The 24,663-nt window shown below is 57.0% G+C and carries 23 protein-coding genes; 6 read left to right on the forward strand and 17 right to left on the reverse strand.

What is annotated here, in order from left to right; genetic code table 11:
* Positions 1-75: 75 nt before the first annotated feature.
* Both ISP15_RS16655 and ISP15_RS16660 read left to right on the forward strand, forming a co-directional pair.
* Positions 76-798 (forward strand): cysteine peptidase family C39 domain-containing protein, encoded by a 723-nt coding sequence (locus tag ISP15_RS16655; RefSeq protein ID WP_404548905.1) that lies wholly within the window; start codon positions 76-78, stop codon positions 796-798.
* Positions 799-945: 147 nt separating this feature from the next.
* Positions 946-1,539, forward strand: coding sequence for a DUF4158 domain-containing protein (locus tag ISP15_RS16660; protein WP_404548907.1), 594 nt, complete (start codon positions 946-948; stop codon positions 1,537-1,539).
* Between the two features lie 635 nt (positions 1,540-2,174).
* Here the strand turns inward: ISP15_RS16660 and pspF are convergent.
* Positions 2,175-3,245 carry a phage shock protein operon transcriptional activator gene (pspF, locus tag ISP15_RS16665; protein ID WP_404548908.1) on the reverse strand — a complete coding sequence of 357 codons (1,071 nt, stop codon included), beginning with the start codon at positions 3,243-3,245 and terminating at the stop codon, positions 2,175-2,177.
* A 216-nt stretch (positions 3,246-3,461) separates the two neighbouring features.
* On the opposite strand from pspF, the gene pspA reads away from it, so the two are divergent.
* The 4 genes from pspA (at position 3,462) to ISP15_RS16685 (ending at position 5,318) form a co-directional block, all read left to right on the forward strand.
* Positions 3,462-4,139 (forward strand): phage shock protein PspA, encoded by a 678-nt coding sequence (gene pspA / locus ISP15_RS16670; RefSeq protein ID WP_404548909.1) that lies wholly within the window; start codon positions 3,462-3,464, stop codon positions 4,137-4,139.
* Between the two features lie 297 nt (positions 4,140-4,436).
* The gene (locus ISP15_RS16675; protein WP_404548910.1) at positions 4,437-4,700 is read left to right on the forward strand and encodes a PspC domain-containing protein; all 264 of its coding nucleotides are present in this window, start codon (positions 4,437-4,439) and stop codon (positions 4,698-4,700) included.
* 3 nt (positions 4,701-4,703) lie between these two features.
* Entirely contained in the window at positions 4,704-5,096 is a 393-nt protein-coding gene (gene pspC / locus ISP15_RS16680; protein ID WP_404548911.1) for an envelope stress response membrane protein PspC, read from the forward strand.
* Positions 5,097-5,105: 9 nt separating this feature from the next.
* On the forward strand, positions 5,106-5,318 hold the full coding sequence (locus ISP15_RS16685; protein ID WP_404548912.1) for a hypothetical protein: 213 nt from the start codon (positions 5,106-5,108) through the stop codon (positions 5,316-5,318).
* Between the two features lie 391 nt (positions 5,319-5,709).
* Here ISP15_RS16685 and ISP15_RS16690 read toward each other — a convergent pair whose 3' ends face one another.
* From ISP15_RS16690 to ISP15_RS16765, 16 genes are all read right to left on the reverse strand, one after another.
* Positions 5,710-6,147 (reverse strand): RidA family protein, encoded by a 438-nt coding sequence (locus ISP15_RS16690; protein ID WP_404548913.1) that lies wholly within the window; start codon positions 6,145-6,147, stop codon positions 5,710-5,712.
* Positions 6,090-7,163 (reverse strand): PLP-dependent cysteine synthase family protein, encoded by a 1,074-nt coding sequence (locus ISP15_RS16695; RefSeq protein ID WP_404548914.1) that lies wholly within the window; start codon positions 7,161-7,163, stop codon positions 6,090-6,092. The genes ISP15_RS16690 and ISP15_RS16695 overlap by 58 nt, the downstream gene beginning before the upstream one ends.
* Before the next feature lie 86 nt (positions 7,164-7,249).
* Positions 7,250-7,978, reverse strand: a complete 729-nt coding sequence (locus ISP15_RS16700) for a TenA family transcriptional regulator (RefSeq protein ID WP_404548915.1) — start codon at positions 7,976-7,978, stop codon at positions 7,250-7,252.
* A complete protein-coding gene (locus tag ISP15_RS16705) occupies positions 7,971-8,534 on the reverse strand; it encodes a GNAT family N-acetyltransferase (protein ID WP_404548916.1) in 564 nt (187 codons plus the stop codon). The genes ISP15_RS16700 and ISP15_RS16705 overlap by 8 nt, the downstream gene beginning before the upstream one ends.
* Positions 8,535-8,538: 4 nt before the next feature.
* Positions 8,539-9,003 carry a ParB N-terminal domain-containing protein gene (locus tag ISP15_RS16710; protein ID WP_404548917.1) on the reverse strand — a complete coding sequence of 155 codons (465 nt, stop codon included), beginning with the start codon at positions 9,001-9,003 and terminating at the stop codon, positions 8,539-8,541.
* Positions 9,004-9,399: 396 nt separating this feature from the next.
* Positions 9,400-10,419, reverse strand: a complete 1,020-nt coding sequence (locus ISP15_RS16715) for an amidohydrolase family protein (RefSeq protein WP_404548919.1) — start codon at positions 10,417-10,419, stop codon at positions 9,400-9,402.
* 1 nt (position 10,420) lies between these two features.
* On the reverse strand, positions 10,421-10,687 hold the full coding sequence (locus ISP15_RS16720; RefSeq protein WP_404548920.1) for an acyl carrier protein: 267 nt from the start codon (positions 10,685-10,687) through the stop codon (positions 10,421-10,423).
* Positions 10,684-12,366 (reverse strand): AMP-binding protein, encoded by a 1,683-nt coding sequence (locus ISP15_RS16725; protein ID WP_404548922.1) that lies wholly within the window; start codon positions 12,364-12,366, stop codon positions 10,684-10,686. Before ISP15_RS16725 ends, ISP15_RS16720 begins: the two co-directional genes overlap by 4 nt.
* The gene (locus ISP15_RS16730; protein WP_404548923.1) at positions 12,367-13,446 is read right to left on the reverse strand and encodes a beta-ketoacyl-[acyl-carrier-protein] synthase family protein; all 1,080 of its coding nucleotides are present in this window, start codon (positions 13,444-13,446) and stop codon (positions 12,367-12,369) included.
* 4 nt (positions 13,447-13,450) lie between these two features.
* Positions 13,451-14,713, reverse strand: coding sequence for an ABC transporter permease (locus ISP15_RS16735; protein ID WP_404548925.1), 1,263 nt, complete (start codon positions 14,711-14,713; stop codon positions 13,451-13,453).
* A gap of 61 nt (positions 14,714-14,774) precedes the next feature.
* The gene (locus tag ISP15_RS16740) at positions 14,775-16,073 is read right to left on the reverse strand and encodes an ABC transporter permease (RefSeq protein WP_404548926.1); all 1,299 of its coding nucleotides are present in this window, start codon (positions 16,071-16,073) and stop codon (positions 14,775-14,777) included.
* A 16-nt stretch (positions 16,074-16,089) separates the two neighbouring features.
* A complete protein-coding gene (locus ISP15_RS16745; RefSeq protein ID WP_404548927.1) occupies positions 16,090-17,376 on the reverse strand; it encodes a cytochrome P450 in 1,287 nt (428 codons plus the stop codon).
* A gap of 26 nt (positions 17,377-17,402) precedes the next feature.
* Positions 17,403-18,170: an aspartyl/asparaginyl beta-hydroxylase domain-containing protein gene (locus ISP15_RS16750; RefSeq protein ID WP_404548929.1), complete on the reverse strand. Its 768-nt coding sequence runs from the start codon at positions 18,168-18,170 to the stop codon at positions 17,403-17,405.
* Between the two features lie 44 nt (positions 18,171-18,214).
* Complete coding sequence (locus ISP15_RS16755) at positions 18,215-19,048, reverse strand: phosphotransferase (RefSeq protein ID WP_404548930.1); 834 nt, start codon at positions 19,046-19,048, stop codon at positions 18,215-18,217.
* Positions 19,041-19,865 carry an aspartyl/asparaginyl beta-hydroxylase domain-containing protein gene (locus ISP15_RS16760; protein ID WP_404548932.1) on the reverse strand — a complete coding sequence of 275 codons (825 nt, stop codon included), beginning with the start codon at positions 19,863-19,865 and terminating at the stop codon, positions 19,041-19,043. Before ISP15_RS16760 ends, ISP15_RS16755 begins: the two co-directional genes overlap by 8 nt.
* 127 nt (positions 19,866-19,992) lie before the next feature.
* The gene (locus ISP15_RS16765; protein WP_404548933.1) at positions 19,993-24,585 is read right to left on the reverse strand and encodes a non-ribosomal peptide synthetase; all 4,593 of its coding nucleotides are present in this window, start codon (positions 24,583-24,585) and stop codon (positions 19,993-19,995) included.
* Positions 24,586-24,663: the final 78 nt, after the last annotated feature.

The following is a 24,663-nucleotide window of genomic DNA, read 5'->3' on the forward strand; positions in this document are numbered from 1 at the left end:
GATGATTGACATGGTGAATGAATTCGCCAAGCCGACGTGCAACCAGCACGTCATCGCGACAATGGAACGCATCGCATGAGCGCCGTAGAAGCTACCGTGACGGCGGACAAGCCGGATGCCAGGCCGGATCCAGGCCTGGCGCTGCTCCTTCTGATTGCCGGGTTTCATGGCGTTCCGGCCGAGGCGAGCCAGATTCGTCACAACGCCGGATTGCAGCGTGGTGTTTTTGAAGAAGGTGACCTAGTACTCGCGGCCCGCTCCCTGGGGCTGCGCTCACGTGCCATGCCGCTGCGGGTAGATCGCATGGATCGTTTGCCGCTGCCAGCGTTGGTGATGGACAAGCAGGGTGACCACTTCGTCATTGCGGCGATCAAGGATCAAACCGTCCTCGTGCAGGAGGCGAACACCAAGGCACCGACAGTACATAGCCGCGATGCGATCATTGCCCGTTCGAATGGTCGCGTGTTGCTGTTTGCCTCAAGGGCTTCGCTGGCCGGCGAACTGGCCAGGTTCGACTTCTCCTGGTTTCTGCCGGCCATGGTGAAATACCGGCACAACCTCTTGGAGGTGCTGGGCGTTTCGGCTGTTCTGCAGTTGTTCGGTCTCGTCACGCCTTTGATGTTCCAGGTGGTAATGGACAAGGTTCTCACCAACCGGGCCGAATCGACGCTTATTGTCATATGCGTCGCGCTGCTGGCCAGCAGCTTGTTCGAAGTCTTGCTGACCGGCTTGCGCAACTACGTCTTTGCGCACACCACCAACCGGATCGACGTGGAGCTGGGGTCGGTGTCACTTTGATTTAGGTGCAAATAGTGGCGCTTTGGCCCGTTGATTAACTTATTGATTCACATGGAAATATCTTGGATGTCCGACCAACATGTTGCGTAAAATCAACGACTTGCTGTTAACCTCTGGCACGTCCCCATGGAAAGATCAGAGGCAGGCATGCAGTACTGGCAGACGCCATATCTTGGACTGCGATCGATCCCGAAAGAGCTCAACCAATTCGAGCTCAACGCGTTTTTCACCTACTCGCCGAAGGAGCAACGCGCGATTCTCGCCAAGCGCGACACGCTGCATCGTCTAGGTTTAGCACTGCAGATCGGCTTTATCCGGATGACCGGCAGCGTGCTTGCCGCTGTCAAGGTAGTCCCTGCTGAGCTGTGGGCACATCTGGGTAAAACGCTGGGGATCGCCACACCGGATATCGCCTCGCTCCGATCGCTATACCGGCGCCAACGAACATTGTTCACGCATCAAAATGTTGCGATAGACACCTTGGGCTTCGTTCGCATGTCCGAACACCAGCGCCGCGCCCTGGTGCGCCATTTGCGTGTTGAAGTGCTATCTGAGTTTGATCGCCATCGCTTAATGACGCATGTCAAAACGTGGCTATATGAGCACTGCATCCTTATCGAGGGTGAGCGTATTAAGGAATATGCCATTTTCGTTCTTTGCATCACGGATTGGACCAAAGTTGTCAAACTTCACCAAAGAGCGTGTCAACGATGGGAAGCCCACCTCAAGGCGGTGAACTGAATGCATTTCCCAAGTCGGCATAATCCTTTATGCGGTTGGTGCAAACGGCGCAGACTTATTTGGGGCAATGGCAAAGTTCAAGTGCAGTTGGTGTACAGACTTAAGTGCCAGAGTCACAAAGCGCCTTCTCAACGTTTATGTGGATACGTCAGACCGCAGAAACGGGCCCTCGCGTTTTATAGCGTCCTAGCGGGCAAAGCCATCATTAGAAGCGCTCAGCTTTTTCCGTAATCACGGTCAAAAGATGACCGTATAAGCGGACATGACACAATTTGCGGGTCAGGCGACAGAATTAGCGGGACTGCGACAACTGACACCAAGCGCTGAAATGCCTGTCATTGCGCATAATGTATATTATGTCAAATTGCGGAACGCCTGAAATCAGCTGGTATCGCGGACCTTCCCACTGTTGGATTCTCGCCGACGCCCAAAATGGTGCGGGGGGGGGCATTGGCCTGGTTCTCGGTGGTACCTCGTGCCATGAATCGGTCTCCTTGATCGGCGCCCTGCCCGCTTGGTTTCATACTTGCGATTAGTGACTAATCGCCATTACGTATGACGGGCTACCTCTCAATGGGAAACCTTGGATAGCCAAGCATTATCAGCGTGGTAATTGTTCCCGACCGGAACTTTGATCAAGGTGACACCTCTCCGTCCCGGTTGCCGCGTGATTTCACCATGCCGTGTTTACGCAATAACGCACGCAGCTGGTGGTAGCTTAGCCCAAGCAGCGACGCGGCCATGGCCTGGTTACGGTGGGTTTCGGCAAGTGCTCGCTCGATCAGGTCGACTTCGAGGCGGGCAGTTTCCGACTTGATGTCGCATGGAAGGTGGCTCGACTTTTCAGACGACACCGGCGTGACTCCTGGTTCGGCTTCAACCACGGGACGAAAGGCGGAAGCGAATGGATCGAACACGATGGCGTCAACCGGCTGATCTGCTGCTGCGCGATGAACCGATCGCTCGACCACGTTCTTGAGTTCGCGCACATTGCCCGGCCATGCGTGATGGATCAGTGCCGCGCGGGCAGACTCGGTAAAACCGGCGAACAAATCACGTTGCAGTTCACGTGTGATATTGACGGCGAAGTGCTCCGCTAGCTGCATGATGTCGCCCTTGCGTGCGCGCAGCGGTGGCACCGTTAATACGTCAAAGGCCAGTCGGTCGAGCAAGTCGGCGCGAAACCGACCGGCGCGCACGGCGGCGGGCATGTCTCCGTTGGTGGCCCCGACGATGCGCACGTCGACGGTCAGTGTGTCGTTGCCTCCGACGCGCTCGAATTGGCCGTACTCGACCGCGCGCAGAATTTTTTCCTGCACGCGCATCGAGACAGTTGCCAACTCGTCGAGAAACAGGGTGCCGCCATTGGCCTGCTCGAAGCGACCAGCGTGCCGGCGATTGGCTCCCGTGAAAGCGCCGGCTTCATGGCCGAACAACTCGGTTTCGAGCAAGGCTTCGGTCAGGGTTGCGCAATTGAGTTTGACAAGGGGTGCCTGCCAGCGTGGCGAGAGGTAATGCAGGCGTGCGGCGATCAATTCCTTGCCAGTACCGCGCTCGCCAATGACCAGTACCGGCTTGTTTACGGCGGCGACGCGCGAGGCATGTTCCAGCAGGTCCAGAAAGGCCGGCGACTCGCCCAGCATGACGGTAGTTTCAGGATCGAATGACCGTGGGTCTGGCATCAGGGCATCACACGATAAGGGCATGGAATCTGCGTAACAGTATTCCACATCGAAAGCTTAATTGACCTATATTTAGTCATGTTGACTGCATATAAGTCAAATTAACTTATTCTAATCACCACTCCCAATCCCCTGGAGAAATAAACTATTATTTATCAATAACTTATATGATTTCGCATATTTGGCACGCACCGTGCTTTAGATGCTCCGTGGTTCTTCATTCTCACGAGGTGAGCAAACATGGGCGTTTTTTCAAGAATGAGCGACATCATTAACTCCAACATCAACGCGATGCTGGACAGGGCCGAAGAACCGGAAAAGGTGGTGCGACTGATCATCCAGGAAATGGAAGACACCCTGGTGGAAGTCCGCTCCGCGGCGGCGCGCGCCATCGCTGACCGCAAGGAATTGGAACGGCGCATGGATCATGCCCAACGCGAGGCTGACGAGTGGCAGCGTCGCGCTGAGCTGGCGATCACCAAGGGGCGTGATGATCTGGCCAAGGCTGCACTCACGGAAAAGAAACATACGGAGGTCGAACAGGCATTGCTGAAGGGGCAGCACAGCAATGCCGAGCAGGGCCTGGCCAAACTCAACGATGACATCATCGCGCTGCAAGCCAAGCTCGCTGACGCCAAGCAGCGCCAGAAGGCCTTCGAAGCCCGGCACAATACGGCCGCCAACCGCCTCAAGGCTCGTAGTCGCACCCATGACGAGCGGATCAATAACGCCTTGGGCCGGTTCGAACACTACGAGCGCAAGCTGGAACACATGGAAGGCAAGGTGGAAGCCTACGACCTCGGCAAGCAGCGCGACCTCGATCGTGAATTCGCGGATCTGGAAACCAACGACTACGTCGAGGCTGAGCTCGCCACCCTGAAAGAACGCATGGGCGCGGGAAAGTCTACTGGCGAGTAGAACCGGCCACGGGGAATTCACTGGCATGTTCGCCATCTTCTGCATTTTCGTCGAGCCGCTGTGGTCGATCATGGATCGCGCGAACTAATGAAACTTGGAGGTTGCTCCGCAAGCTGCGCAACGTCCCTGGCCGGGACATGCGGCGGACGAGAGGAAGGTGGCCTTTTCAGGTGCTTGCTCACTGCGGCAAACAGCTTTCGGCCAGCCCTTGCCTCTCTAGCAGGTGCCGAAATTCGCACATCTTCGATCGGCGGAAACCATTCTGGATTGCACAGATACCAATTGGAGTGACAAGGCATGAACGATTCACGGAACAAGTACCACTTCTATCGCGACTCCGAGCGTGGCGCTATCTTTGGTGTCTGCGCTGGCATCGCCGAAAGCTTCCAGTGGCCGATATGGCTGGCGCGTCTTGGGGCGCTTGCTTTGTGCTGGTTATTCCCGGTATCTGTCGCGGTGGTTTATATCATGGCTGCGCTGATCTTACGGGAGCGACCGCTGAGCTATCACGGTGATGGTGACGAACGCAGCTTCTGGCAATCAAGCCGCCACCGGAGCTAAGTCATGAGACGCAACCGAAACTGGCGTGCGCAATGCTTCTACCGTGATACTCAACGTGGCAAGCTCATGGGCGTGTGCGCGGCCCTGGCCGATTACCTTGACTGCAATGTCACCATCGTCCGGATCCTCGCGATCATTGTCCTGCTCTGGACCAACGGTCTTATTGTGATTGCGTACCTCATACTTGGCTTCATGCTTCCGACCAAGCCGGACATGCTTTACGCTTGGGATGCCGATGAGGAGTACTGGCGCAGCACAAGGCGCTCGGCGGGCGACACTTTTCGTGATACGCGCCATCGCTTTCGCGAGCCGGACATGAAGCCGCAGCACATGAAAGGCTACGTCACCTCGAGTCGATACGACCTTGATCGCCAATTTCGCGATCTGGAACATTAGGAGTCTACGATGGAACAGGGTCAAATCTTCGTACTTAGTATCATTATCATTGCCCTCGCCGCTCGCATTTTCCGAGATCACCTGCGTTATAAACAAATCCAGCCGCGCGAAGACCCGCAATACCAGGCGCGCATCGACGCCCTGGATCAACGTGTGAGGACGCTCGAGCGCATCGTGACCGACAAGGGTTACGACCTGAAACGGGAGTTCGACAAGTTGTAGGTGTATCTGGCTGTCGCGTGGTGATCGGCTGATCGATGAGTTCAACCTGATGCGCGAAATGGCTCTGGATGACTTGCCATTGGTGAAGCGTCCTCAGTTTTTCCGAGTCACCTGAAAGATGTGGTTGACCTGTGCAGCGACCGCCGGATCATTACAGTTCTCAGCTGCCAGATCCTTCAATCGGCAGAACCTTGACCGGCACTGGCCGGTCTCACTCTCGCGGAGCACCTGATCTGCTATGCGGTACGCCTGTTCATTGAGTTCTCATTGCCTGTTTAGGGCAGAGAACCCACCATCCAAGTGGCTACCCGTTTCGTATCAGGACACCTATTTAAACGTCGTGGTCCATGAGTCACACACTTCATTTAATGGGCCCTTCCCTAATTGGGCACTAGTCATCATTGCCACTGGGTGACCTATCTCTGATGGCGACGCCACATATCTTGACCTTCCCCCCAAAAGGCAATGCGGCTGCCTGGCAAACGGTTCTGGCGGGGCGCCGGCCGTCGACGAACAAATGCCGATAAACCGAGTTCAGCTGATCAATATCCGCAATGTCTATGAGTGCAACATCGATGAAGGCAAGATCGTTTTTGTGAAAGCCCGCGGCAGATATCGCACTGAAGAGATTGGAGAATGCTTGCAGAGCCTCGTCCGTCACTGATCCCGACACATAGTTGCCGGCACTGTCTATGGCCAGCTGACCGCTCACGTAGCAGATATCATTGACCACTACTGCGTGGCTGATTGGCGAGGACCACTGGGGCAATCCTATACCTTCTGTAATGTATTTACGCACTCGTTTTCCTCCGCGCCTACTGGAACGCATTCTGTTGCAGCACTTTGCCGCAGCTCGTCAAGCAGCTGCGACTCCCCTAAAACATGTACTGAATTTTTCTCGCGCCACTTCTCGTCGAATATTTGATCGAGGTAGTTGATGCCAGAGTCCGGGATGAGTGCCAGGGTTGATTTATCTTGGCTTTTATACAGGTGGTTAAGTGCCGTGAAGACCACGGCACCACCGGATCCGCCTATCAGAAGACCTTCGCTCCTTGCCAGGGATAGGCATGTAGAGATGGCCTGCTGGTCGGAAACAAGGCAGTAACGATCCATCACTTCAAAGTCCAGGTTGGCCGACCGCCACCCCAAGCCAATGCCATTTATTAAATATGGGGCGAACGAGTTCTTGAAGACTGCCGACCCCACTGAATCACATGCGACTATGGTGATGCTTGGCCGTTCTTTCTTGATGCGCCGAGCGATACCGGAAAGATGCCCCCCCGTGCTGACCGCACCTACAAGCGCATCAAACTTCCTTTCCGAGCGGAGTATCTCTACGGCGGTCGTGTTGTAGTGGAATAGTGGATTGCTTTCGTTGTCATATTGATTGGGCCAGTACGCATCCGGATGCTGCTCCAGGTATTCCTTGACAGCCTTGATGCGATTCTTCTGGAAGCCACCCGCCTCGTCGGCGCGATCAACTACGATCATTTCAGCGCCAAGCGCGGAGTACATGGTGGCTGTAGCCTTTGAGATCTTTGGATCTACTACTACAACGACCTTGAACTTTAACGACGCACCGAGCATCGCGAGAGCCTTCCCAAGATTGCCGGAAGTAGACTCGATGAGAGTTCCACCCTTTCGCAGGTGACCACTCCTGAAGCCCTCTAGAACCAACCCGAGGGCGGTCCGATCCTTAACACTCAGCGAAGGGTTAAAACCTTCTAGTTTGAGTATTAGCTCTTTGCCGGGGGGGACCAATCCTCCGGTTACGCTCAGCATGGGTGTATGGCCAATCAAGCTGGCAATTCCCTGCAGTTGAGCATCCATGTGTTCATCGTCCATTGCGTGGGACTCCATAACCGTGGATAAGAGCGGAGCAACCCGTAAGGCAGTCTCAAGGGCCTGTCGACAGGACGCTCGCGAGAGCGCTAACAAGCCACCAGTGGGCGATTGATACAGAACGCCTGATACATGCCTTCGTACATCTGATAGAAGAGGTTCGAAGTATGGTCAACAGCAAACAAGGCCTCTTCCTGCATCTGCTGGTCCACACACAAATCAGCCACCATGTCCAATCCTTGCTGCACGTGAGCAATGTCTTCTTTTGCGTGGACTGAAAAAAACAGCAAGTCCTTCTCAGCAAGACCGTACACCTTGCCGAGAATTGAGTGGCGCGCCTCAATGGCAGTCGATTCCAGATTCTGCCCTTCACTGGCAATCATCACTGCAGCTGCGCCGATGTGGTATCGGGCCGGGTCTTTGACGGCCGCAAGACGGTAATCAATCAGTGCCGAGGTGGTCGGCAACGGCGTGGCGGCGTCGCGCTCCGCATCGCTTACTCCCAGAGCCTTCAAAAAACGCTCCATGAGCTCCACGTGGTTGGCCGATTTGGATAGCCGTCCGGTTTCTTCTTCGAAGAGGTTGAATAACAAACGCCGCTTGTGCCTAGGAAGGTCTTTCGGGCAGTAAAAGAACAAATGTTCAATGTAGTCCAAGAAATATTTCGTGATCTGATACCCCTCGATCGCCACTTTTCGCAGCAGCTCGATATCAGGTTTTTCGCCATTCATCAGAATCGGAAATAGCGGATGCTTCTTGCTGATGTGATGATGCAACGTCTCTTCAAGCTTGGCCCGGAATGCGGATTTCTCAAGCATTTGACTCCCCCTTGGTCTTTCGCGTCACCTGCGCCGCCAATGCATCTACGGATTGGCTCATGTAGCAACCACGATAGGCTACCCCGTTGTACCGAGAGTAATCGGGCATCACTCCCCACGTCTGGAACCCCAGGTGACTCCAGATTTGGTGTGCCCGGGAACCTTCCCTCGTATCCAGTGCCAGCTGTTCCACATTCAATGATCTTGCCTTCTCGACGATTGCGATCAAGGCGCGGGCCAGTAACCCGCCTCCTCGAGCGCGAGGCGATATGTAACCGCGCTTCACCGTGGCGACGTGACGAGAATTGTGTGCCGCGTTCGTTTCCATGATCGCAATCCCGCACGGTCCCTCGGTATCGGTGATCAAGAGCAACCTGCCATTTCCGCACGCAACAGACCGTTGGATGCCATCCACTAGCTCAGCCGACTCGTCGGCAGTCAAAGGCTCAGCGTAGCCGATCATCCCTTCTTCCAACGTACTTTCGTTGAATAGACGCAGAATGCTTCCCTTGACCCGTTGAACATCCTGCGCCTGTTCAATCCACTCAATTTCCATGTCATTAATCCGAATTCAAGAGGGCAAGTTCGACTTTTATCTGATCCAAGTCAGGGCTTAGCTGATGCCTTGTGGTCTTCTTTGGCAGCAGATAGCCACGCGATGCGGCAGCTAGAACCATGTCCCGATCAACGGCGACATCTGATCGCCACCCATCGAGATAAACCCGCGGGTCCTCATAGCTAAGCAGTACGCTCGGCACGAACTTGCAGCCGAGAATGGTCAGCGCCGCGACTCGATGATGGCCGTCCAGCAAGGTTAACGTGCGTTCCTCCACCACTACAGGTCGAGACACGTAGCCGTCCATTGCCATCAATCTCGACAACTGAAGAGCGGAATCGTGATCATGCTCTTCATGCGGGCGCAATTCGCCGAGCGGCAACAGCTTGACCACATAGCCGTTTGACATCGTCTTGATGGCCCGGGTGTTCTTTGGCGCATCTGGAGAGTTAATTTCCATTCTTTTCATCAAGTCCTCCGATTGTGACTCGCTGCGCTAGGCCGCTGCTCATGCCTAGGCCCTGGACACGCGCCTATCTCGGAAAGCGAATCCCATTGGGATCATGTGCCTTTGCCAAGCTACGGTCAGACAAAACATCGAGCGACCACCCAGTCAATGGCCTGGGCCGCGGTGAAACGAAGAATTGCCGTACTTTGGATAGAGAATGGCCGTCCTGCCATTTGACCGTTGTCCGGAGACATCGTCTATGGAAGCCGCGAACGCGCGACTTCCAAGCAATTCTCAATAAGCTGCGTATCCAACAAAGCCCCTCCCCTTTTATACGTTGTCACGATTGCCAACGGCAGACCCACTGGAGCACTATCGTGTTTGCTGCAGAATCCAAGCCGTACAGTACGACGGACCCTACTCAACCGCCGTCCAAGGACGGTGACCACCCGGATTCGGTTCACGCATTTCCTTCGCACTATCTTCTTGCGAGTTGGGCCCGCTGATCGTGGGCAGCAATGATTGAACGTTTCCGGCCATGATTCTGGCCACGTCGGCATGCGATAACTTGCTCATCGGACCATCCTCTTCGAGAAGTCCCGAGATCATCGCCTTCAAATCATCTTTCATGGAGAACACCGGCCAGTCGCTGCCGAAAATGATCTTGTGATTGATTTTCTGCGCAAACAGATCTGCCAAGTGGGCCTGCCATCCGCCGGCGGCCATGACTGCCGGAAACGCAGAAATATCCAGGTAAACGTTGGGGCGATAGCTGCACATGAGCTTGGCTTCTTCAACAAAATTTACCCCGCCGTGGGCGAGTATGAAGTTCACATTCGGGAACTTCTTCGCCGCAACATCGATCAGCGATGGATGGGCCGTATCAAAGCGCAGAGTTGGAGTGGTAGGTCCTGTGTGCAGAAGAACCGGAAGTCCGCGTTCCGAACATATTTCATAGAGCGGGAACAAAAGCTCGTCGCTGGGCGAGAAGCCGCAAGGCGGGTACACCTTCAAGCCTTCGAATCCATGCTCGGAGACCACTCTCTCGAAGAAATCGTAGCCAGCCTGCCCCCATCGAGGATCCACGCCGAAAAAAATGTGGAACCGTCCGGGATGCCGATCCCTGACTTGCGCGTGTTGACGCGCGAGATCCTCCATCGTGAACTCTGATTCGAACACGTAGGTAAAATCCGGAGCCAGCAGGATCGTCCTGTCGATTCCTGCGTCGTCCATCTTCTCCACGAGCTTGTCGGCGAAGTGATCGTCGTACTGCAGGATCAACATTCGAGCCACTTTCTCTATGTCAGCCGGCATGCCTTGGGCGCTCATCTTCCTGGCAATATTCGTCGCCACGCCAAGGAAGAAGCCACGCGGAATGCACCGGCTCGAAGCCAGGTGGCAGTGGCCGTCGATGACGAGTGGCGGACGAATGGCCATCCTATTTCTCCAGCTGCAACCGAATGAAGTCGGCCAGCTCCTGTACCGTATGAAGCTCGATGAGGGTCGGCATGTGATCTTCCAGGCTTATCTCAAATTCCTGCTCTATCAAGTTCATGAGCATCAACCGGTTGACCGACTCCATGCCGATGTCCTCGATGAAGCGACTGCTACCCGAAATAATCTGGTCGGGCGGCAAATCAACCACCACTTGCCTCACCAAGGAATCGAGAGTCAAAAGTTCCACCCGCGACGTGCCGGTGTTCATCGGTGACGCCCCTTTTGCCGTTCGATTTCAACCTGGAAGTGACGATAGGTGCCCTTGCGGTCGTACTTGAGGTTCCGGGTCAGCATGCCGTTATCGATAGAGGGCACGGCATCGGTAAGCACCCACCGATGGATCTTCTTGTAGTCCGGCAATGAGGCATTGACCGCTTGAACGCCGCTTTCGATTGATGAAGCGACTCCGGAATCGCCCTGCGCCGCCACGAACAGCACTGCTACCAGGCGCCCGTCGCTTTTCGACATCAGCACGATGCAATGATTGACACCGCCCAGGGAGGAAAGCGACCGTTCAAGTTCCTCTGGATGGAACTTTGCGCCGCTGCTGGTGACGATAATTTCCTTCTTGCGACCATTGAGCGTGAGATAGCCGTCCGCGTCGAGCGCGCCGATGTCGCCCGTTGCGATCGAGCCGTCGTTGAGGAACGTATTGGCGCTGTCGCTTTCGGTGCTGTCGAAATAGCCCTTCGACAGCGGAAAAGGCCGCCTGATGATGACTTCCGAATCGTCAGTGAGGTGCACGTGCCCGGGGTGAATGGGCTTGCCCACGGTGCCGACACGCTGGTTCTGCCTGGTGTTCCACGCGATTACACCGGTTTCGGTCACCCCGTAGGCCTCGAGCAGTGGGAATCCGAGATCATTGAAGGCCTTCAGGACATCGAAACGGATCGGCGCCATGCCGGTAATCATGAAGCGGATATTTCCGCCCAGGAATGCCGCCAGCTTCTCCTTGGCGTCAGCAGCTCGCCCGTAGAGGTTGTACACGTTCTCGTAGATGGCGGGCGGTGCAATGATGAAGCTCGGCTTGTACCGGCCAATATCCTGGAATACGGTGGTGTGGCGGGCGACCTTGAACGAAGTGCCGCTCCACAGGCATCCGTAGACCGACAGGCGCTGCTGGTAATTGGACAAAGGCAGGAAAATCAGATGGGAATCGGCCTCTTTCAGATCGAAGGCTGAAATGAAGTCGGAAACCAGCAGCTCGGTTCCGCGACGGCTGATGTTCAAGCCCTTCAGGTAACCCGAGCTTCCGGACGAATAGACGCGCGAATGCAAATCGCCATCCGTCACCGGAACCGCATTACGGTCGACTGGAAAGCTTTCTTCAGTAAGCGTGTCGGCAAGACTTACCTTGTTTGATATCTCCGGAATGTGCTCCGGCTTCTCGCAAACCCATAGAGCGATGCTCTGCTTCCGAGCAATTGCGGCAAGCATGTCCGATTGCAGATCCTCAGGAACCGCATGGATCACCGCGCCCACCTTGACCGCCGCCAGGTCCCAAAGCAGGTATTCGTAGCAGTTCGGCGCCTGCAGTCCGATCTGCATGCCCGCGATAAGTCCTGCGGAGGCCAGTTTGTCTGCCAATTGCCCGACCTGCCCGACGAGCTCATCAAAGGTAACGGCGCAGTCACCGCCACCAGCGAGCTTGGCGGAAACCAGCGCGCTGGCGAACTTGTCAGCCCGGGTAAACAACTGTTCGAAGTTCACGCTGCCGCCCTCAATGTGATCATCCATATCTCCCCTTGACGCCCTGTTGCTATCGCACGCCTCGCCGATTGGCAAAAAGCCACGGCTGATGCGTTTTCCCCTCAGTTTGGATTCCGCGCATCCGGAGTCCCCACCGCAACTTTTCAGCACCGAGCGGCCTGCCGCTCGCTCGATCACTTACGCCATCAATTCAGTCTTGATACTGACCGCCGGCAGATTACTGCGCGGCGTCACGCGCTCGACCAGCATCGACGCCAGAAACCCGGGGGCGTAGGCCTGGAGCAGAAATAAATCACCTCGATCCCAGTCCTGTTCCGAATCAAAGTACGCGCCAAGATTGAGCAACGGATCCGCGCACAGGCAGTGACCGAACTCCGGTGCATGCTCCGCGTACAGCTGATGCTCGACCAACCCCAGCGCCGTCGCGTTGTACTTGATGAGGGGCTTGAAAAAGTTCGTTCCGAAGACCTTCTTCACGCGCGCCAAGCTGGTGCCGCTGCCCGCGAAAACTTCATCGGTACCCGCGGTAGCCAGAGACGTTCTAGTTGCCAGATCGTCATCGCGCTGCATGCCGCGCAGATCGGACACGTGGGAAAATCCCTTGACCAGGAAATCCACGTCGCCGTTGGAAGAAACCAGGCACGCCACCACGGCGTCGCTGACGATGCCGAACGTCTGAATTCGCTGGTCGTCGTCACGCGCACGATCGTAAGATACGACCAAAATGTTACTGAACGACTTGCCCTGAATGTAGCCGAGGGCCAGGTGAATGGCCGACAGCAGACCGGTGCATTCCTGCGAGGTGATGGTCAACGGGAGCGTCAACGACAACCCGTGGCGCTGCAGTAAACGAGGCAGCAGTTGCCGGTCCGTCAGGAAGTCCACGTCCGCGGACGCCACGATCAGCATTTGCACGTCGCGTTCCGACACGCCGGTTGTGTCGAGGGTACGTGCGATAGCTCGAGAAATGGACTCTTCGGGAGCAAGCTTACTTTCGTAGAAGTACTCGTATCCGAGCATTCCCGCCGACATCGGGAGTTTGCACTTCCGGAACTTTTCCGCGGCATCCGGGATCGACTGGACGGCCCTTCTTCGCCCTAGTTCGACGCTGATGCCACCCCAGCCGCAAACACCGCCGTCTGTATTCTCCAGCATAATCGTCAACTTCCCTAAAGACGTGCTATCAGCGGCCTCGACATGCAACGCCGCTCCCCGTAGAGCTTTTACACTACCAGATTCCAAATCGACCGCATCCACTGCATTAAACGCTTCTCGTGGCCACCAGCGGTGACACCTTCGAGGCGCGCTTCGCGGGCACAAACGCTGCAATCTGCCCTAGCGCGAGCACCGTCAGCACGCCGATAATCACGTACCAGACGGGCATCCTCGCCAATTCGAAGGCATGCATGAGACCGATATTGATACTGATTGCCAGTCCCACGCCCACGATGCAACCTATACCGACAATCAGCAGATTCTCTATCTGGAAGTAACGCAGAATATCAAGCTGACGCGCACCCAGCGCACGACGGATGCCGATGTGCTTGTTCCGCTGGCTGACCCAGAAACTAGTCAGGCCGGTGATGCCCACGCCCGTAACGACCAGCAGGATCATGCAAATCGTCATCAGTACCTGCGTCATGAAAATGTCCTTCGCGTAGCTAACACTGCGAATGTGCGCGAACGATTGGATACCTTCCAGGCTGTAGCGCCCACCCTGTTCGATCACCCGCAACGGCTCGACTTGGAACAGCGCCTTGCGTGCTTCGTCGATGGCCTCCTGCATGCGGCCGGGCCGGGCGCGCACCGCATACCTCGTTGTTGCCACGTCCATGCGAATCGGTAGCAGCAATGAATTCCAGGCTATTGATTCGGGGGCGTCCGAATCGGCGATTATCATGTGCGCGACCACGCCAACGATCACACTCGGACTCTGGTTGTCATTGATATAAATGGGCTTGCCGAGGGCATCGCCTTGGGGAAACAATTTATCGGCCAGTGCCTTGGTCACAATCGCTACAGGCGGCTGAACCTCTCCTTGGGTCGCGCTGCGGCCAATCTCGGACGCGGTGAAATTGCGCCCGGCAATCAGCTGCAAGCCCAGTGTCTGCAGTATCTGGTCGTCGCCGGTGAAGGTATTGACGGAAGTCGTGTTGCGCGGCTCGTTGAGGCTTACCGTCACACTGCCGCCCCAGGGGTTGCGCAGCAACGGCAAGGAAGTCACCGGCGTTGCGAATTGCACGTCCGGAAGCTGACGAAGGGTTGCCAGGTCGGCCAACTGCATCGCATCCAACTTTGCGATGGAATCCGGGGCATCGCTGGGAGGCGCAGCAATGTACCGCTGGGTGATCAAAAACAGGTTGTCCTCAACCAGGCCGGACGGCCGCTGGATGCGCTCCACGTGTTGGCCAATGATGAATCCGATGTTGCACACAATCGCCAGGGTCAATGCGATCTGCAAACTGATCAGGACTACGCCGGCCTTGTGCTTGCGTAATGCCGTCAAGATGGGATGTAGCCTCATGCCTGTATTCCTTGATTCGACGAGATGGTGTTCCCACACGAATGTATGGCGCGGATACGCCCTAGTTGGCTTTTAGTTGCCACGAAGGTTGCACGCGCGCAGCACGGAACGCGGGATACAACGCCGCCAGTAAAGTGGCGAACATGCCGATGACCAGCGTCAACGACAACATTCCCAGATCTATTTGCGTCAGGACCGACCAGTTTTCAGGGAACCTCAAGCGCAACCACAACATGCCTAACCACGTCAGGGAAAGGCCGAGCAAGCCACCTATCACACCGATCAACGCCCCTTCGGTCAGGAACTGGGCATAGATCGCCGAACGCGGGGCGCCGAGTGCTCGGCGGACGCCGATTTCGCCGCTTCGACGCAGGAACTTCGCCAGCATCAAGCCGATGGTGTTAACCAGGCACACGATGAGCAGCCCGATCCCGACCGTCCGGAGAATACGGACGCCTGGTGGCACGACTTGTCGATAATCCAGCCATGACATGAGGTCGCGCAACCGCACGTTCGGCGGCCACGCAAAGTTCTGGCGCGCAAAACCCTGCAAGTATTGCTTGTAATCCTGGACCGCCTGAGCGCTGTCAAGTTCTACGATGTAGCTTATCCATAGGCAGCTCGAACGAAGCAAGCCATCGAAACCCTGTTCGGGTGAATGCAGGCAGGGCCGCTCACCGTCGCGTGGGACAGCTGCCTGGATCGCGGTATTGAAGGGCAACATCACCCCGATGGGCTGCACCATAAAACCGCCGAACGCGGGCACGTTAAAATATACCGGCTGTGGATTCCAGCGGCTCAGTACGCCGATCACGCGATAACTGCGGCCCTCGATGGTCAGGCTTTTGCCGACGCTATTGCCTCCGCCGAACACTTCGTCGTTGACATTTTCCCCGATCACAGCCACTTGTGCCCTGGACTCATCGTCGGCATCGCTCCAACCGCTTCCGTACTTGAACGGCGCGTCGACCATCGAGAACAGTTCACTGGATACGGCAAAACCGGATGCAACGAACGGATGCTTTCCGACTTCCGTGGGAATAATCGTTGGATTAATCCAGTACGTCGGCGACTGGAAGCGCGCGCGGTGATCACGCATCAACGCAACCGCAGTTCCATACTCCATCAGGCTGGGCGGCTCGTTGTTCCTCAGCATTGCCGATGGCCCCCATGCGTCAATCGTCGGCATGAACAAGCGCGCAGATTTATTCGGGATGGGGTCGCGACCCATCATGTGCACCAGCGTCCACGTAGTCATCGCCAACGCGACGCCCACGCCGATGCTCAGCACCATCAATACAGTCAGGCCCGCATTTCGTTTCAAGCTGCGCAAAGCCAGGTCAAGGTAATAACCGAACATTCCGTTCCCCATATTTTTATCCGTTTATCGAGCTTTCCACATTTCCGGTGCGGCGCCGGGTACCGGTACGCCAGGGATGCAACACCACGTTCAACTTTGAATAGCCTTTCAGGAAGGTTGACGGCAGGTAATCCGGCTCGCCGACCACTTCGACGCACTCGAAACGCTTCATGACTTCCTCCCACAGCACTCGCAACTGCATGCTGGCCAGGAGTTGTCCTGGACATCGATGCACTCCCCACCCGAATGCAAGACTCTTGGTCGCATTGCGACGCCCCGCGATGAAAGCGTGCGGATTCTCGAAGAACCGATGATCCCGATTGCCCGACGCATACCAGAGGAGCACCTTCTCACCCTCGCGGATGTGCCGTCCGTGCAGTCGGATGTCACACGCTGCCGTGCGTCGCATGTAGGCCACCGGCGACTGCCAGCGAAACATCTCCGGTATGGCCGTCGGCAGCACGAGACCGGGATCGTCCCTGAGCAAGTCGTACTGATCCGGAAAGCGGTTGAGCGCCACCACGCCACCGGTGATGGAATTGCGGGTGGTGTCGTTACCGGCGACGATCATCAACAGGATGTTGCCAAGGAACTCGCTGGGCTTGAGGCGCTTGTGTCCGTGCTGGTTGGCGAACAATGAGACCAGGTCGGTGTCGTCGCTGGGATCACGACTCCGGACCGAGTCGTAGAACTCGTGAAAGCACTCCATCAATCTGTTCTGGCGCGCATTCCAGGTCAGGCTTGCACCATTTTCACGGGAATTTGCCAGTACCGCCGCATCTGACCATTCGATCAACTTCCTGCGACGCTCGATTGGAAACTTGAACAGGCCGGCCAGTACGTAGGAAGTAATCTCGATCGACACTTGCTCGACCCAGTCGATACGCTCTCCGGTCGGCAAAGCATCGAGCACCGCAATGGTATGGGCTCGAAGGCCATTTTCCATCACCGTCACGTTCGCCGGCGAAAACAGCTTGTGCAGCGCGTTTCGATACACCGTGTGCCTGGGAGGATCCATCGCCATGAACATGGAGATGTCGAAGCCCTCCGGTATGTCTTCGACAATGGAAATGTCGCGAGAAGAAAAAAGATGGTGGTCGACATCGGCGTTCTTTACGTCTTCGTAGCGCGTAATGTTCCAGAAGGGACCACTCTCGCTCTGCGATTGCCAATGCACGGGATCCTCGTCCCGCAGGCGGTCGAAAATGGACTCGTGGCGATCGCGACTAAACAAGGTTGGATCGGTCAGATCGATCGTGTCGATGTCCGCCGGTTGTCCGGTGGTAAGCGGTGTGGCAGGCATGAGACCCTCCTGTGAATACCGAAAGGTCAGCCGGCCGAACGGCCGAGGGCGCCGCGGGCGTACATGGAGAGCTTGAAGGAAGTACGCAAGAACGTCGACACGAGCGTCTGACCGAACGCGCTCCCGAAATATCGCTTGAGCCAGGCCCGGCGCTGATACATGGCCTCCTGGCATATGTCGGCAAGCACTCGGCTGGAAATGGCCTTGGTCAACTTCGCGAACCTCGGAGTCATCACGTCCACGACCATGATATAGCGACGCCCGTCAGTATTATTCCATGCGGAATGCTGATGCGCATCGCAGAACATGAGGAATTTTCCTGGCTCCCAGCTGCGTGTTTCGGTGCCAACGCGAAATGCGCATCGGGGAGCCTGGGCGGGAATGATCAACCCCATGTGGCAGCGGATAATCGCGTTGGTATTGCCGAAGTGGGGTTTGATGGTGGTATTTGGCTCAAGCAGGTTGAAAGACGCTGCAGTTATGCCAGGGATGTTTTTCAGGATCGACCACGTCACGGGAAAACGCTGGCAATTGGCCTTCGATTTCAGGGTCCAGAACATCAGGCCAAGTGTTCGCCAACTCTCGGCGCGCGTCGCCATTTCTCTATTCAGATAAGGCTCGAGGATACGCTCGTCCTGTTCCAGATTTTTCAGGAGTTCGTCACGAATCTCCTCCCAGCGGGCCTCGACCTGCGCAACCCAGGGAAATTCATTGGTATTGAAATAGTAGGGTTCATTGCCATGGAACGGCTCGCCCTTGTCGGAAAACCACGGCTGAAGTGCATTATTGGTCATGATGGCACCGTTGATTGAAATCCTTTTGACGGTTCGGCCAATACTCAGGCCAGCTTTTTTAAATCCACTTCAATCTTTCGCTGAATCGATTTCGCGTACTTCTGAGGCTGTTCGAACAGGGTCGCCGCCATGTTGATCATTACCCAGCGCCTGAACTCCACAAAATCGATTGGATGTCGCGCCGCGTATGCACGCAGGTATACCTGAGCCCGCGCCTTGCAATACCACCTGGCAACGGCCTTGCTGAAACGCGGTTCGTTATCAAGAGGGTAACAGAGCATCAGCCAGGTTTTCGCTACGTCGCACAGGAAATTTCCATTGGCCGCCGCGCCCCAATCGCTGACGGTGATGCAATCACCCGAAATCAGGATGTTTTTCGAAAACAAATGGGTATGGCAAACACGTTCCTGGTCGCCCTCGGGAAGGGCTTGCAATACACGCATCAGTTTCTTGCGCGTCCCAAGACTCAGCCTGCTCGCCGTCGCGATGCGCTCGGCCAGATAATCGCGCTGGGAGCGCAACCCGTGTATTGCCGAATGTGCATGGATTTGCAAATGAGCATCGGCAATGATTTTGGAAAGCTTGAAAATACTCAAGGGCTGATCGCGAAAAAATTCCGAGAGCGGGCGACCCGATGCGCGCTTGAAAAGGATGCCCTGGCGGCCATCGTCCGCACGGTAGATACCAGGCTCTACGCTGGGTGAAGGAATTCCGATCGTATTGACCAGGGACGATGACCGCGATTCGCGCCGCACGTCGTCCGAGGAAATGTGGTCGCGGAACAACTTCAGCACGTGCGTTTCGCCGATATCTATCCATTCGTATTTATCCGTACTGGCGGTGATCGTCCAGCGAGAATTTCGTAATGCTTCATGCATGCGATTGTTCCCCCGCTCTCCGGCTCGACGACCAGCGTTGTTGAGCAAGGTTATACCAGTATGAGAGTTTCAGCTGCGCGTACCTTTCCGCCTTGAAAAAACAGATCAGCGACTTCCGCGCCCAATTCGTATTGAAATAATGTCTCAACCAGGCCTTGTGCTGGTACAACACTTCGACGCTGATCTTTCCCAGTACTTGTGCGCCGATCCAGTGCCTCATGTGGAAATACTCGGGGTACATCAGATCGAAGGAGATGATGAAGCGCTCATCGTCGGTATTGTTCCAGGCCGTGTGTTCTTGGGCATCGTTGAAGCACAGCGCCTTGCCTTCCACCCATTCCTTGCGCTCGGTCCCGCAGCGAAACCCGCAGCGTGGCAGTCCCGCCGGGATGACGAGGCCGACGTGGAAGCGCGCCATGGCATCCGTGTCGCCGATGTGCGGCTTGATCGTCGAATGAGGGCTCAGGCGATGGATCGAACAACTTGTAACGTTTGGAATGTTTTTGAAGAGCGCCCACGTCTTGGGGAAGCGCGCGATGTTTTCTGGTGACCTTACCGTCCAGTAGACCAGGCCGGCGGTACTCCACGATGCCTTCTTGTCAGTCTTGGCCAGGTCTTTGTATGGCACCAGGCCTGAGTCTTCCTTCGCCAGCGCCTCAAGCAATTCATCGCGGATGATGGTCCAGTTTTCTTCGATGCGCTTGACCTCTGGCCAGCCCGTCGGATCAATGAAAAAGGGCATGTTTGGCGGATATGGCTGGGAACTGTCAGATAACCAGGGGCGTCGTGTTTTGGTAAACAAGTTGGTGAAGAGCATGTTCTAAGATCCCTTCTGATTCTGGTCTTCAAGGAAGGCGTTGCGCTGGTCATCGCATATCGGCTGGCCACGCTCCAGGTCTGGGGAGTGGCCAGCCGGCCGTGTCGCGTCGACACCCGGTGCAGTTTCAGTTGTATTCGGCGGCTTCGCTGTCCTCTGCGAATTCCGGTGTGGATGCAGGCTTCATCTCGCCGGCCATCTGTCGGCGCAACAGCGTGGCAATCCTTTCTGATACCGGGGATCTCAACATGCTGTAATGATCGCCGCCGGCCACTTCCATGCTCACTCCGCCGCCTGCGCAGGCCGACCAACTTTGAATCGGATTGCGTCCGCTCATGGACAGGGACTCGAAGGAATCATCGGCTACCACGAGATACACGGGCACCGAACTCTCGCCCGGTCGATAGCTGCGCCATGCCTGGTAGATATTCTTGAACGCAACGAAATGCGCGGAGAACGATTCGCGACTGAAGTCCTGTGGCAGGACACCCAGCGACTTGGCGACCTCCATCGCCTGAGAGAGCGCGTCACCATCCTCGTCCAGCTCAACGTTAATGATGGAGTTGTGCGACACCTTCAAGCCGGAAGACGACAGCAGTTCACGAACGAACTTGTCGAGCAACTCATTTTCACCCAGTTCGATCGAGTCGAACCGTCCGTCCGCGGGATAGCTGTCAAGCATGGCGACCAGTTCGATCGATTCACCCACCTCTGACAGCTTGCGCGCAATCTCATAGGCCGTGACGCCGCCGAGCGACCAGCCGCCCAGCGTATAGGGCCCTTCCGGTTGAACCCGTTTAATGGCTTGAATGTAGAGTTCGGCCATGCTCTCCACGCTGATCGGCTCCGCAAGGATTTCGCCCGGCGCATTGAGCCCATAAATCGGCCGCTCGCCCTTCATCGAGCTGACCAGGCTCGCGTAGCACAGGACGCCACCGGTCGCCGCTTGCACGAGGAAAACCGGCCTGCCGTTGCCTTCACGGGACAGCTCCTTCAGGAGTTCGGCAGGATCGACGCGATAAGGCAAACGACGTTGCGCAGACCGCCGGAGCAGGCGGCCGCTCCAGCGCGTCAACCAGTTCCCGCGCGAAAGAGCCGAAGCCTTGCGTTGCAGCGGCTCCTCGACGATCAGGCCATGCGCTCCGCGCATCGACCGGACGTGATCGGCCAGATGCCGGATGGTGCCATTCCCGAACAACTCGAACAGCTCAATACTTACGCCCAGCCTGGATTCGATGAGCGAGCGGAGGGAAAGCGCGCTCAACGAATGCCCGCCGTACTTGAAAAAATTGTGGTGGAGACTGGCCGGCGAGTAATTGAGGATCTCTTCCCAGATGGCAACCAGCTCTTTTTCAACGAAGTCGTTTGGCGGCACGATTTCGTTCTCAGAGCCGAAGTGCTCGGCCGTGGGTGAAGGCAACGCCTTCGCGTCCACCTTGCCATTCCGATTGAGAGGCAGCCGTTCGAGAGAAACCACGGAGGCTGGAACCATGTACTGCGGGAGGCGGCCGCGTAGACCCGAAATCCATTCATCCGGGCCCGTGGCTTCTGCAGTTTCATCCGGCACGACGTAGCCGACCAGCCGTCGATCGCCTGGAACGTCTTCGCGCACCACGACACAAGCCTGGCTGACGCCTGGCAGTTCCTGCAGCACCGATTGAATCTCGCCCAGTTCGATGCGATAGCCACGGATCTTGACCTGGTCGTCCAGGCGCCCCACGAATTCCAGGTTGCGGTCACGCCGGAAGCGGACGCGGTCGCCTGTACGATAGAGACGATTGCGGCCATGCGGATCTTCCGGATCGACAATGAAGGCGTCATGGGTCATTTCCGGACGATTGACATAACCGTCGGCCAAGCCGACGCCTCCTATGTAAAGCTCGCCAACGATACCCACGGGCACCGGACTGCCGGCAGCATCCAGCACGCGCACTTCGACGCCCTGGATCGGCCTCCCGATGTGCGGCGCCAAGCCGTTGCCGGAGGCCGGATCGACCCGGCTGAGCGTGGTAATCACCGTCGCTTCGGTTGGGCCGTATGCGTTGTACACGGCGAATGGCAAGCCTGCCGGCGGTGCCGCGACGAGTCGATCGCCGCCCACCAGCAATGCGCGCAAAGCGATGCCTTCCGGCCACGATTCGGCCATCATCACCTGGGCCACCGGCGTGGGAGCGAACGCGTGAGTGATCGCGTGCTCGTCAATCCAGCGTATTAGCGCGGTAGGAGACATGCGCGTCACGTCATCAACCACCCGCAAGCGGGCACCATGTGCCAAGGCTCCCCACCACTCGACCATGCTGGCATCGAACATGGCACCGGCCACCTGCGAGCAACGAGCCGAGGGACCTATGTCCAGCGCACGTCCATACCAGTTGACCAGATTGGCCAGGGCGCCACGGGAAATCTTCACCCCCTTGGGGTGGCCGGTCGACCCGGAGGTGTAGAGCACATACGCTGCGTCAGTGGCGCTGCGTGTATCGTCCCCGGGCACGCCAAGTGCCGGCTGTTCGGTCTCAGGCGCGCCACATGACGACTGATCGATTTCGATGCACTCGCAACCAGGGAAACTGCGTTCCTCGGCCAGGGAACCGTGAACCAGCACGGCCCGCACGCTTGCATCTTCGATGATGAAGTTGAGCCGCTCCGCTGGATGCGACACATCCAGCGGCAGGAACGCGGCACCGGCCTTGAGCACGCCCAGCATGCCTGCAGCCGTTTCGATCGAGCGATCCAGGGCCAGCGCGACAACGTCGCCGGAGCCGATTCCCTTTTTACGCAATCGAAGAGCGATACGTCGGGCCCACGCATCCAGATCCCCGTAGCCGATTGAGCGATCATCCTGCTCCACGGCAATGGCATCCGGGTCTCTCAGTGCATGCATCTCGAATCGCGTGCAAACATCGGTAACTGCTTCCGGCACCGGCTCGCCCTGCCCCCACAAACGCAGCATCTCGCGATCGTCATCTTCGAGAAGGGGCAAGGCCGAAAGAGAAGCCTTCGGTTGATCCAATGCCGCTTTCAGCAGCAAGCGGAAACAATCGCTCATCTGCTCGATCGTGGCGCGATCGAAAATGTCGGCGTTGTACACGATGGATCCTTCCAGCCCGTCCTCGCCTTCGCCGATGGCCAGGGTAAGGTCGAACTTTGCCTCCACCGGTGCGATCCGCAACGGCTCCGTCTTCAATCCGTCAAGCTCGAACTTATGCTGGGGTCCGTTCTGCATCACGAACATTGCTCTAAACAGCGGCGACCGCGTCCATCGACGATCGGGCTCCAGTCGTTCGATCAGTCGCTCCAGGGGAAGTCGCTGATTGGCGAGACCGCCAAGCGTGACGCCTCGGACGCGATTAACTATTTCGCTGAAGGAGGGGTCGCCAGACAGGTCGGTACGAAGCACCAATGTATTGACGAAGAAGCCAATCAGTGATTCCAGTTCCTTCGAGCTGCGGTTGGCCACCGGAGAACCAACGACGATATCGTCCTGATCAGAGTAGCGACACAGCAGCGCCTTAAAGCCAGCCAGGAGCACCATGAACAACGTGGCCCCGGATTGATCGGCGAAACGCTTCGCCGCCTCAGTCAGATTTTTATCGAGGCGGAACACCAGTTCATCGCTCTTGGTGATCTGACGAAGGTTGCTGATGCGATCGGTGATCAAGCGCAACTCGGGCGGCGCACCACGCATCTTTTCCTGCCAGTAGAAGAGCAATTCCTCCAGAACGCCGAAGTTCATCCACTCGTCCTGCCAGGTCGCGTAGTCCGCGTACTGCAGGGAAACATTCTCGAGCTGTGCCGGTACGCCACTGCGGTGGCCGGCGTACAACTTCGACAACTCCCCAAAAAAAACGTCCATCGACCATGCATCAGTGATGATGTGATGCATGCCAATCATCAGCACGTGGTAGTCGGGTGCGAATCGCAACACGCTGACTCGCAGCAGCGGGCCGCGCTGAAGGTCAAATGGACGGTTAGCGTCGTTGCGGATCATCTGTTGGCCACGCTCGCGGGCATCCTCGGGCGCCAACAGCTCGAAGCTGGCCGTCGCGATGCGCACTGAGGCCGTCGCGGCGACGATCTGCACCAGGCGACTGCCAGGCTCCATGGTGAAGGTCGTGCGCAAGCTCTCATGCCTGGCCACCAGGTCATTCAGGCTGCGCTGCAGCGCCTCCATGTCGAGCTCGCCAGAGATCGCATACAACGAGTGTACGTTGTATGCGGTGGATGTCGGATCCAATTGGTGCAGAAACCACATGCGTTGCTGGGCATGGGATTGCACGAAGACGTTGTCGATGCCGTCTTCGCGACTGGCCGGCTTAATGGGGGGGATCGTCAATGCCGGCTGGCCCCAACGGCCGCTATCGATCGCCGCAGCCAACGCAATCAATTCCGGTTCCTCGAACAGGCCTTGCAGAGGAACCTCGATATTAAGTCGTTCCAGTAGTCGGGCCGCGACGCGCGTAGCCATTAGCGAGTGGCCGCCGAGCGCAAAGAAGTTGTCGCGCACGTCGATCTGCGAGCGGTCCAGCACCTCGCCCCAGATCTCGGCAACGAGGATCTCGGTGGGCGTCGTGGGCGGCACGTGATCGACGCGCCGTTCGTCTGCTTGCGGCAGCGCACGTACGTCCAGCTTGCCGTTGACCGTCGTGGGCAACTGATCCAGTCGCATCAGCGCCGCCGGCACCATGTAGCTCGGCAGCTTCACCCGCAGCCGCTCCAGCACGTCGTCCTCCCAGCCGGCCGCTACCGGGGCATCCACCGATGCCACCACGTAACCCACCAGGCGCAGTCCGCCGGCTCC

It is taken from the genome of Dyella jejuensis (assembly GCF_044904675.1).
Classification (GTDB): Bacteria; Pseudomonadota; Gammaproteobacteria; order Xanthomonadales; family Rhodanobacteraceae; genus Dyella_B; species Dyella_B jejuensis.

What these genes read in the sequence shown, in the direction of transcription:
- ISP15_RS16760 (WP_404548932.1), bottom strand. Translation starts at nt 19,865, where the DNA reads ATGCTCTTCACCAACTTGTTTACCAAAACACGACGCCCCTGGTTATCT.
- ISP15_RS16750 (WP_404548929.1), bottom strand. Translation starts at nt 18,170, where the DNA reads ATGACCAATAATGCACTTCAGCCGTGGTTTTCCGACAAGGGCGAGCCG.
- ISP15_RS16675 (WP_404548910.1), top strand. Translation starts at nt 4,437, where the DNA reads ATGAACGATTCACGGAACAAGTACCACTTCTATCGCGACTCCGAGCGT.
- ISP15_RS16705 (WP_404548916.1), bottom strand. Translation starts at nt 8,534, where the DNA reads ATGGAAATTGAGTGGATTGAACAGGCGCAGGATGTTCAACGGGTCAAG.
- pspF (WP_404548908.1), bottom strand. Translation starts at nt 3,245, where the DNA reads ATGCCCTTATCGTGTGATGCCCTGATGCCAGACCCACGGTCATTCGAT.
- ISP15_RS16685 (WP_404548912.1), top strand. Translation starts at nt 5,106, where the DNA reads ATGGAACAGGGTCAAATCTTCGTACTTAGTATCATTATCATTGCCCTC.
- ISP15_RS16655 (WP_404548905.1), top strand. Translation starts at nt 76, where the DNA reads ATGAGCGCCGTAGAAGCTACCGTGACGGCGGACAAGCCGGATGCCAGG.
- ISP15_RS16740 (WP_404548926.1), bottom strand. Translation starts at nt 16,073, where the DNA reads ATGTTCGGTTATTACCTTGACCTGGCTTTGCGCAGCTTGAAACGAAAT.
- ISP15_RS16735 (WP_404548925.1), bottom strand. Translation starts at nt 14,713, where the DNA reads ATGAGGCTACATCCCATCTTGACGGCATTACGCAAGCACAAGGCCGGC.
- ISP15_RS16755 (WP_404548930.1), bottom strand. Translation starts at nt 19,048, where the DNA reads ATGCATGAAGCATTACGAAATTCTCGCTGGACGATCACCGCCAGTACG.
- ISP15_RS16690 (WP_404548913.1), bottom strand. Translation starts at nt 6,147, where the DNA reads ATGCGTTCCAGTAGGCGCGGAGGAAAACGAGTGCGTAAATACATTACA.
- ISP15_RS16720 (WP_404548920.1), bottom strand. Translation starts at nt 10,687, where the DNA reads ATGAACACCGGCACGTCGCGGGTGGAACTTTTGACTCTCGATTCCTTG.
- ISP15_RS16745 (WP_404548927.1), bottom strand. Translation starts at nt 17,376, where the DNA reads ATGCCTGCCACACCGCTTACCACCGGACAACCGGCGGACATCGACACG.
- ISP15_RS16710 (WP_404548917.1), bottom strand. Translation starts at nt 9,003, where the DNA reads ATGAAAAGAATGGAAATTAACTCTCCAGATGCGCCAAAGAACACCCGG.
- pspA (WP_404548909.1), top strand. Translation starts at nt 3,462, where the DNA reads ATGGGCGTTTTTTCAAGAATGAGCGACATCATTAACTCCAACATCAAC.
- ISP15_RS16660 (WP_404548907.1), top strand. Translation starts at nt 946, where the DNA reads ATGCAGTACTGGCAGACGCCATATCTTGGACTGCGATCGATCCCGAAA.
- ISP15_RS16715 (WP_404548919.1), bottom strand. Translation starts at nt 10,419, where the DNA reads ATGGCCATTCGTCCGCCACTCGTCATCGACGGCCACTGCCACCTGGCT.
- ISP15_RS16700 (WP_404548915.1), bottom strand. Translation starts at nt 7,978, where the DNA reads ATGCTTGAGAAATCCGCATTCCGGGCCAAGCTTGAAGAGACGTTGCAT.
- pspC (WP_404548911.1), top strand. Translation starts at nt 4,704, where the DNA reads ATGAGACGCAACCGAAACTGGCGTGCGCAATGCTTCTACCGTGATACT.
- ISP15_RS16695 (WP_404548914.1), bottom strand. Translation starts at nt 7,163, where the DNA reads ATGGACGATGAACACATGGATGCTCAACTGCAGGGAATTGCCAGCTTG.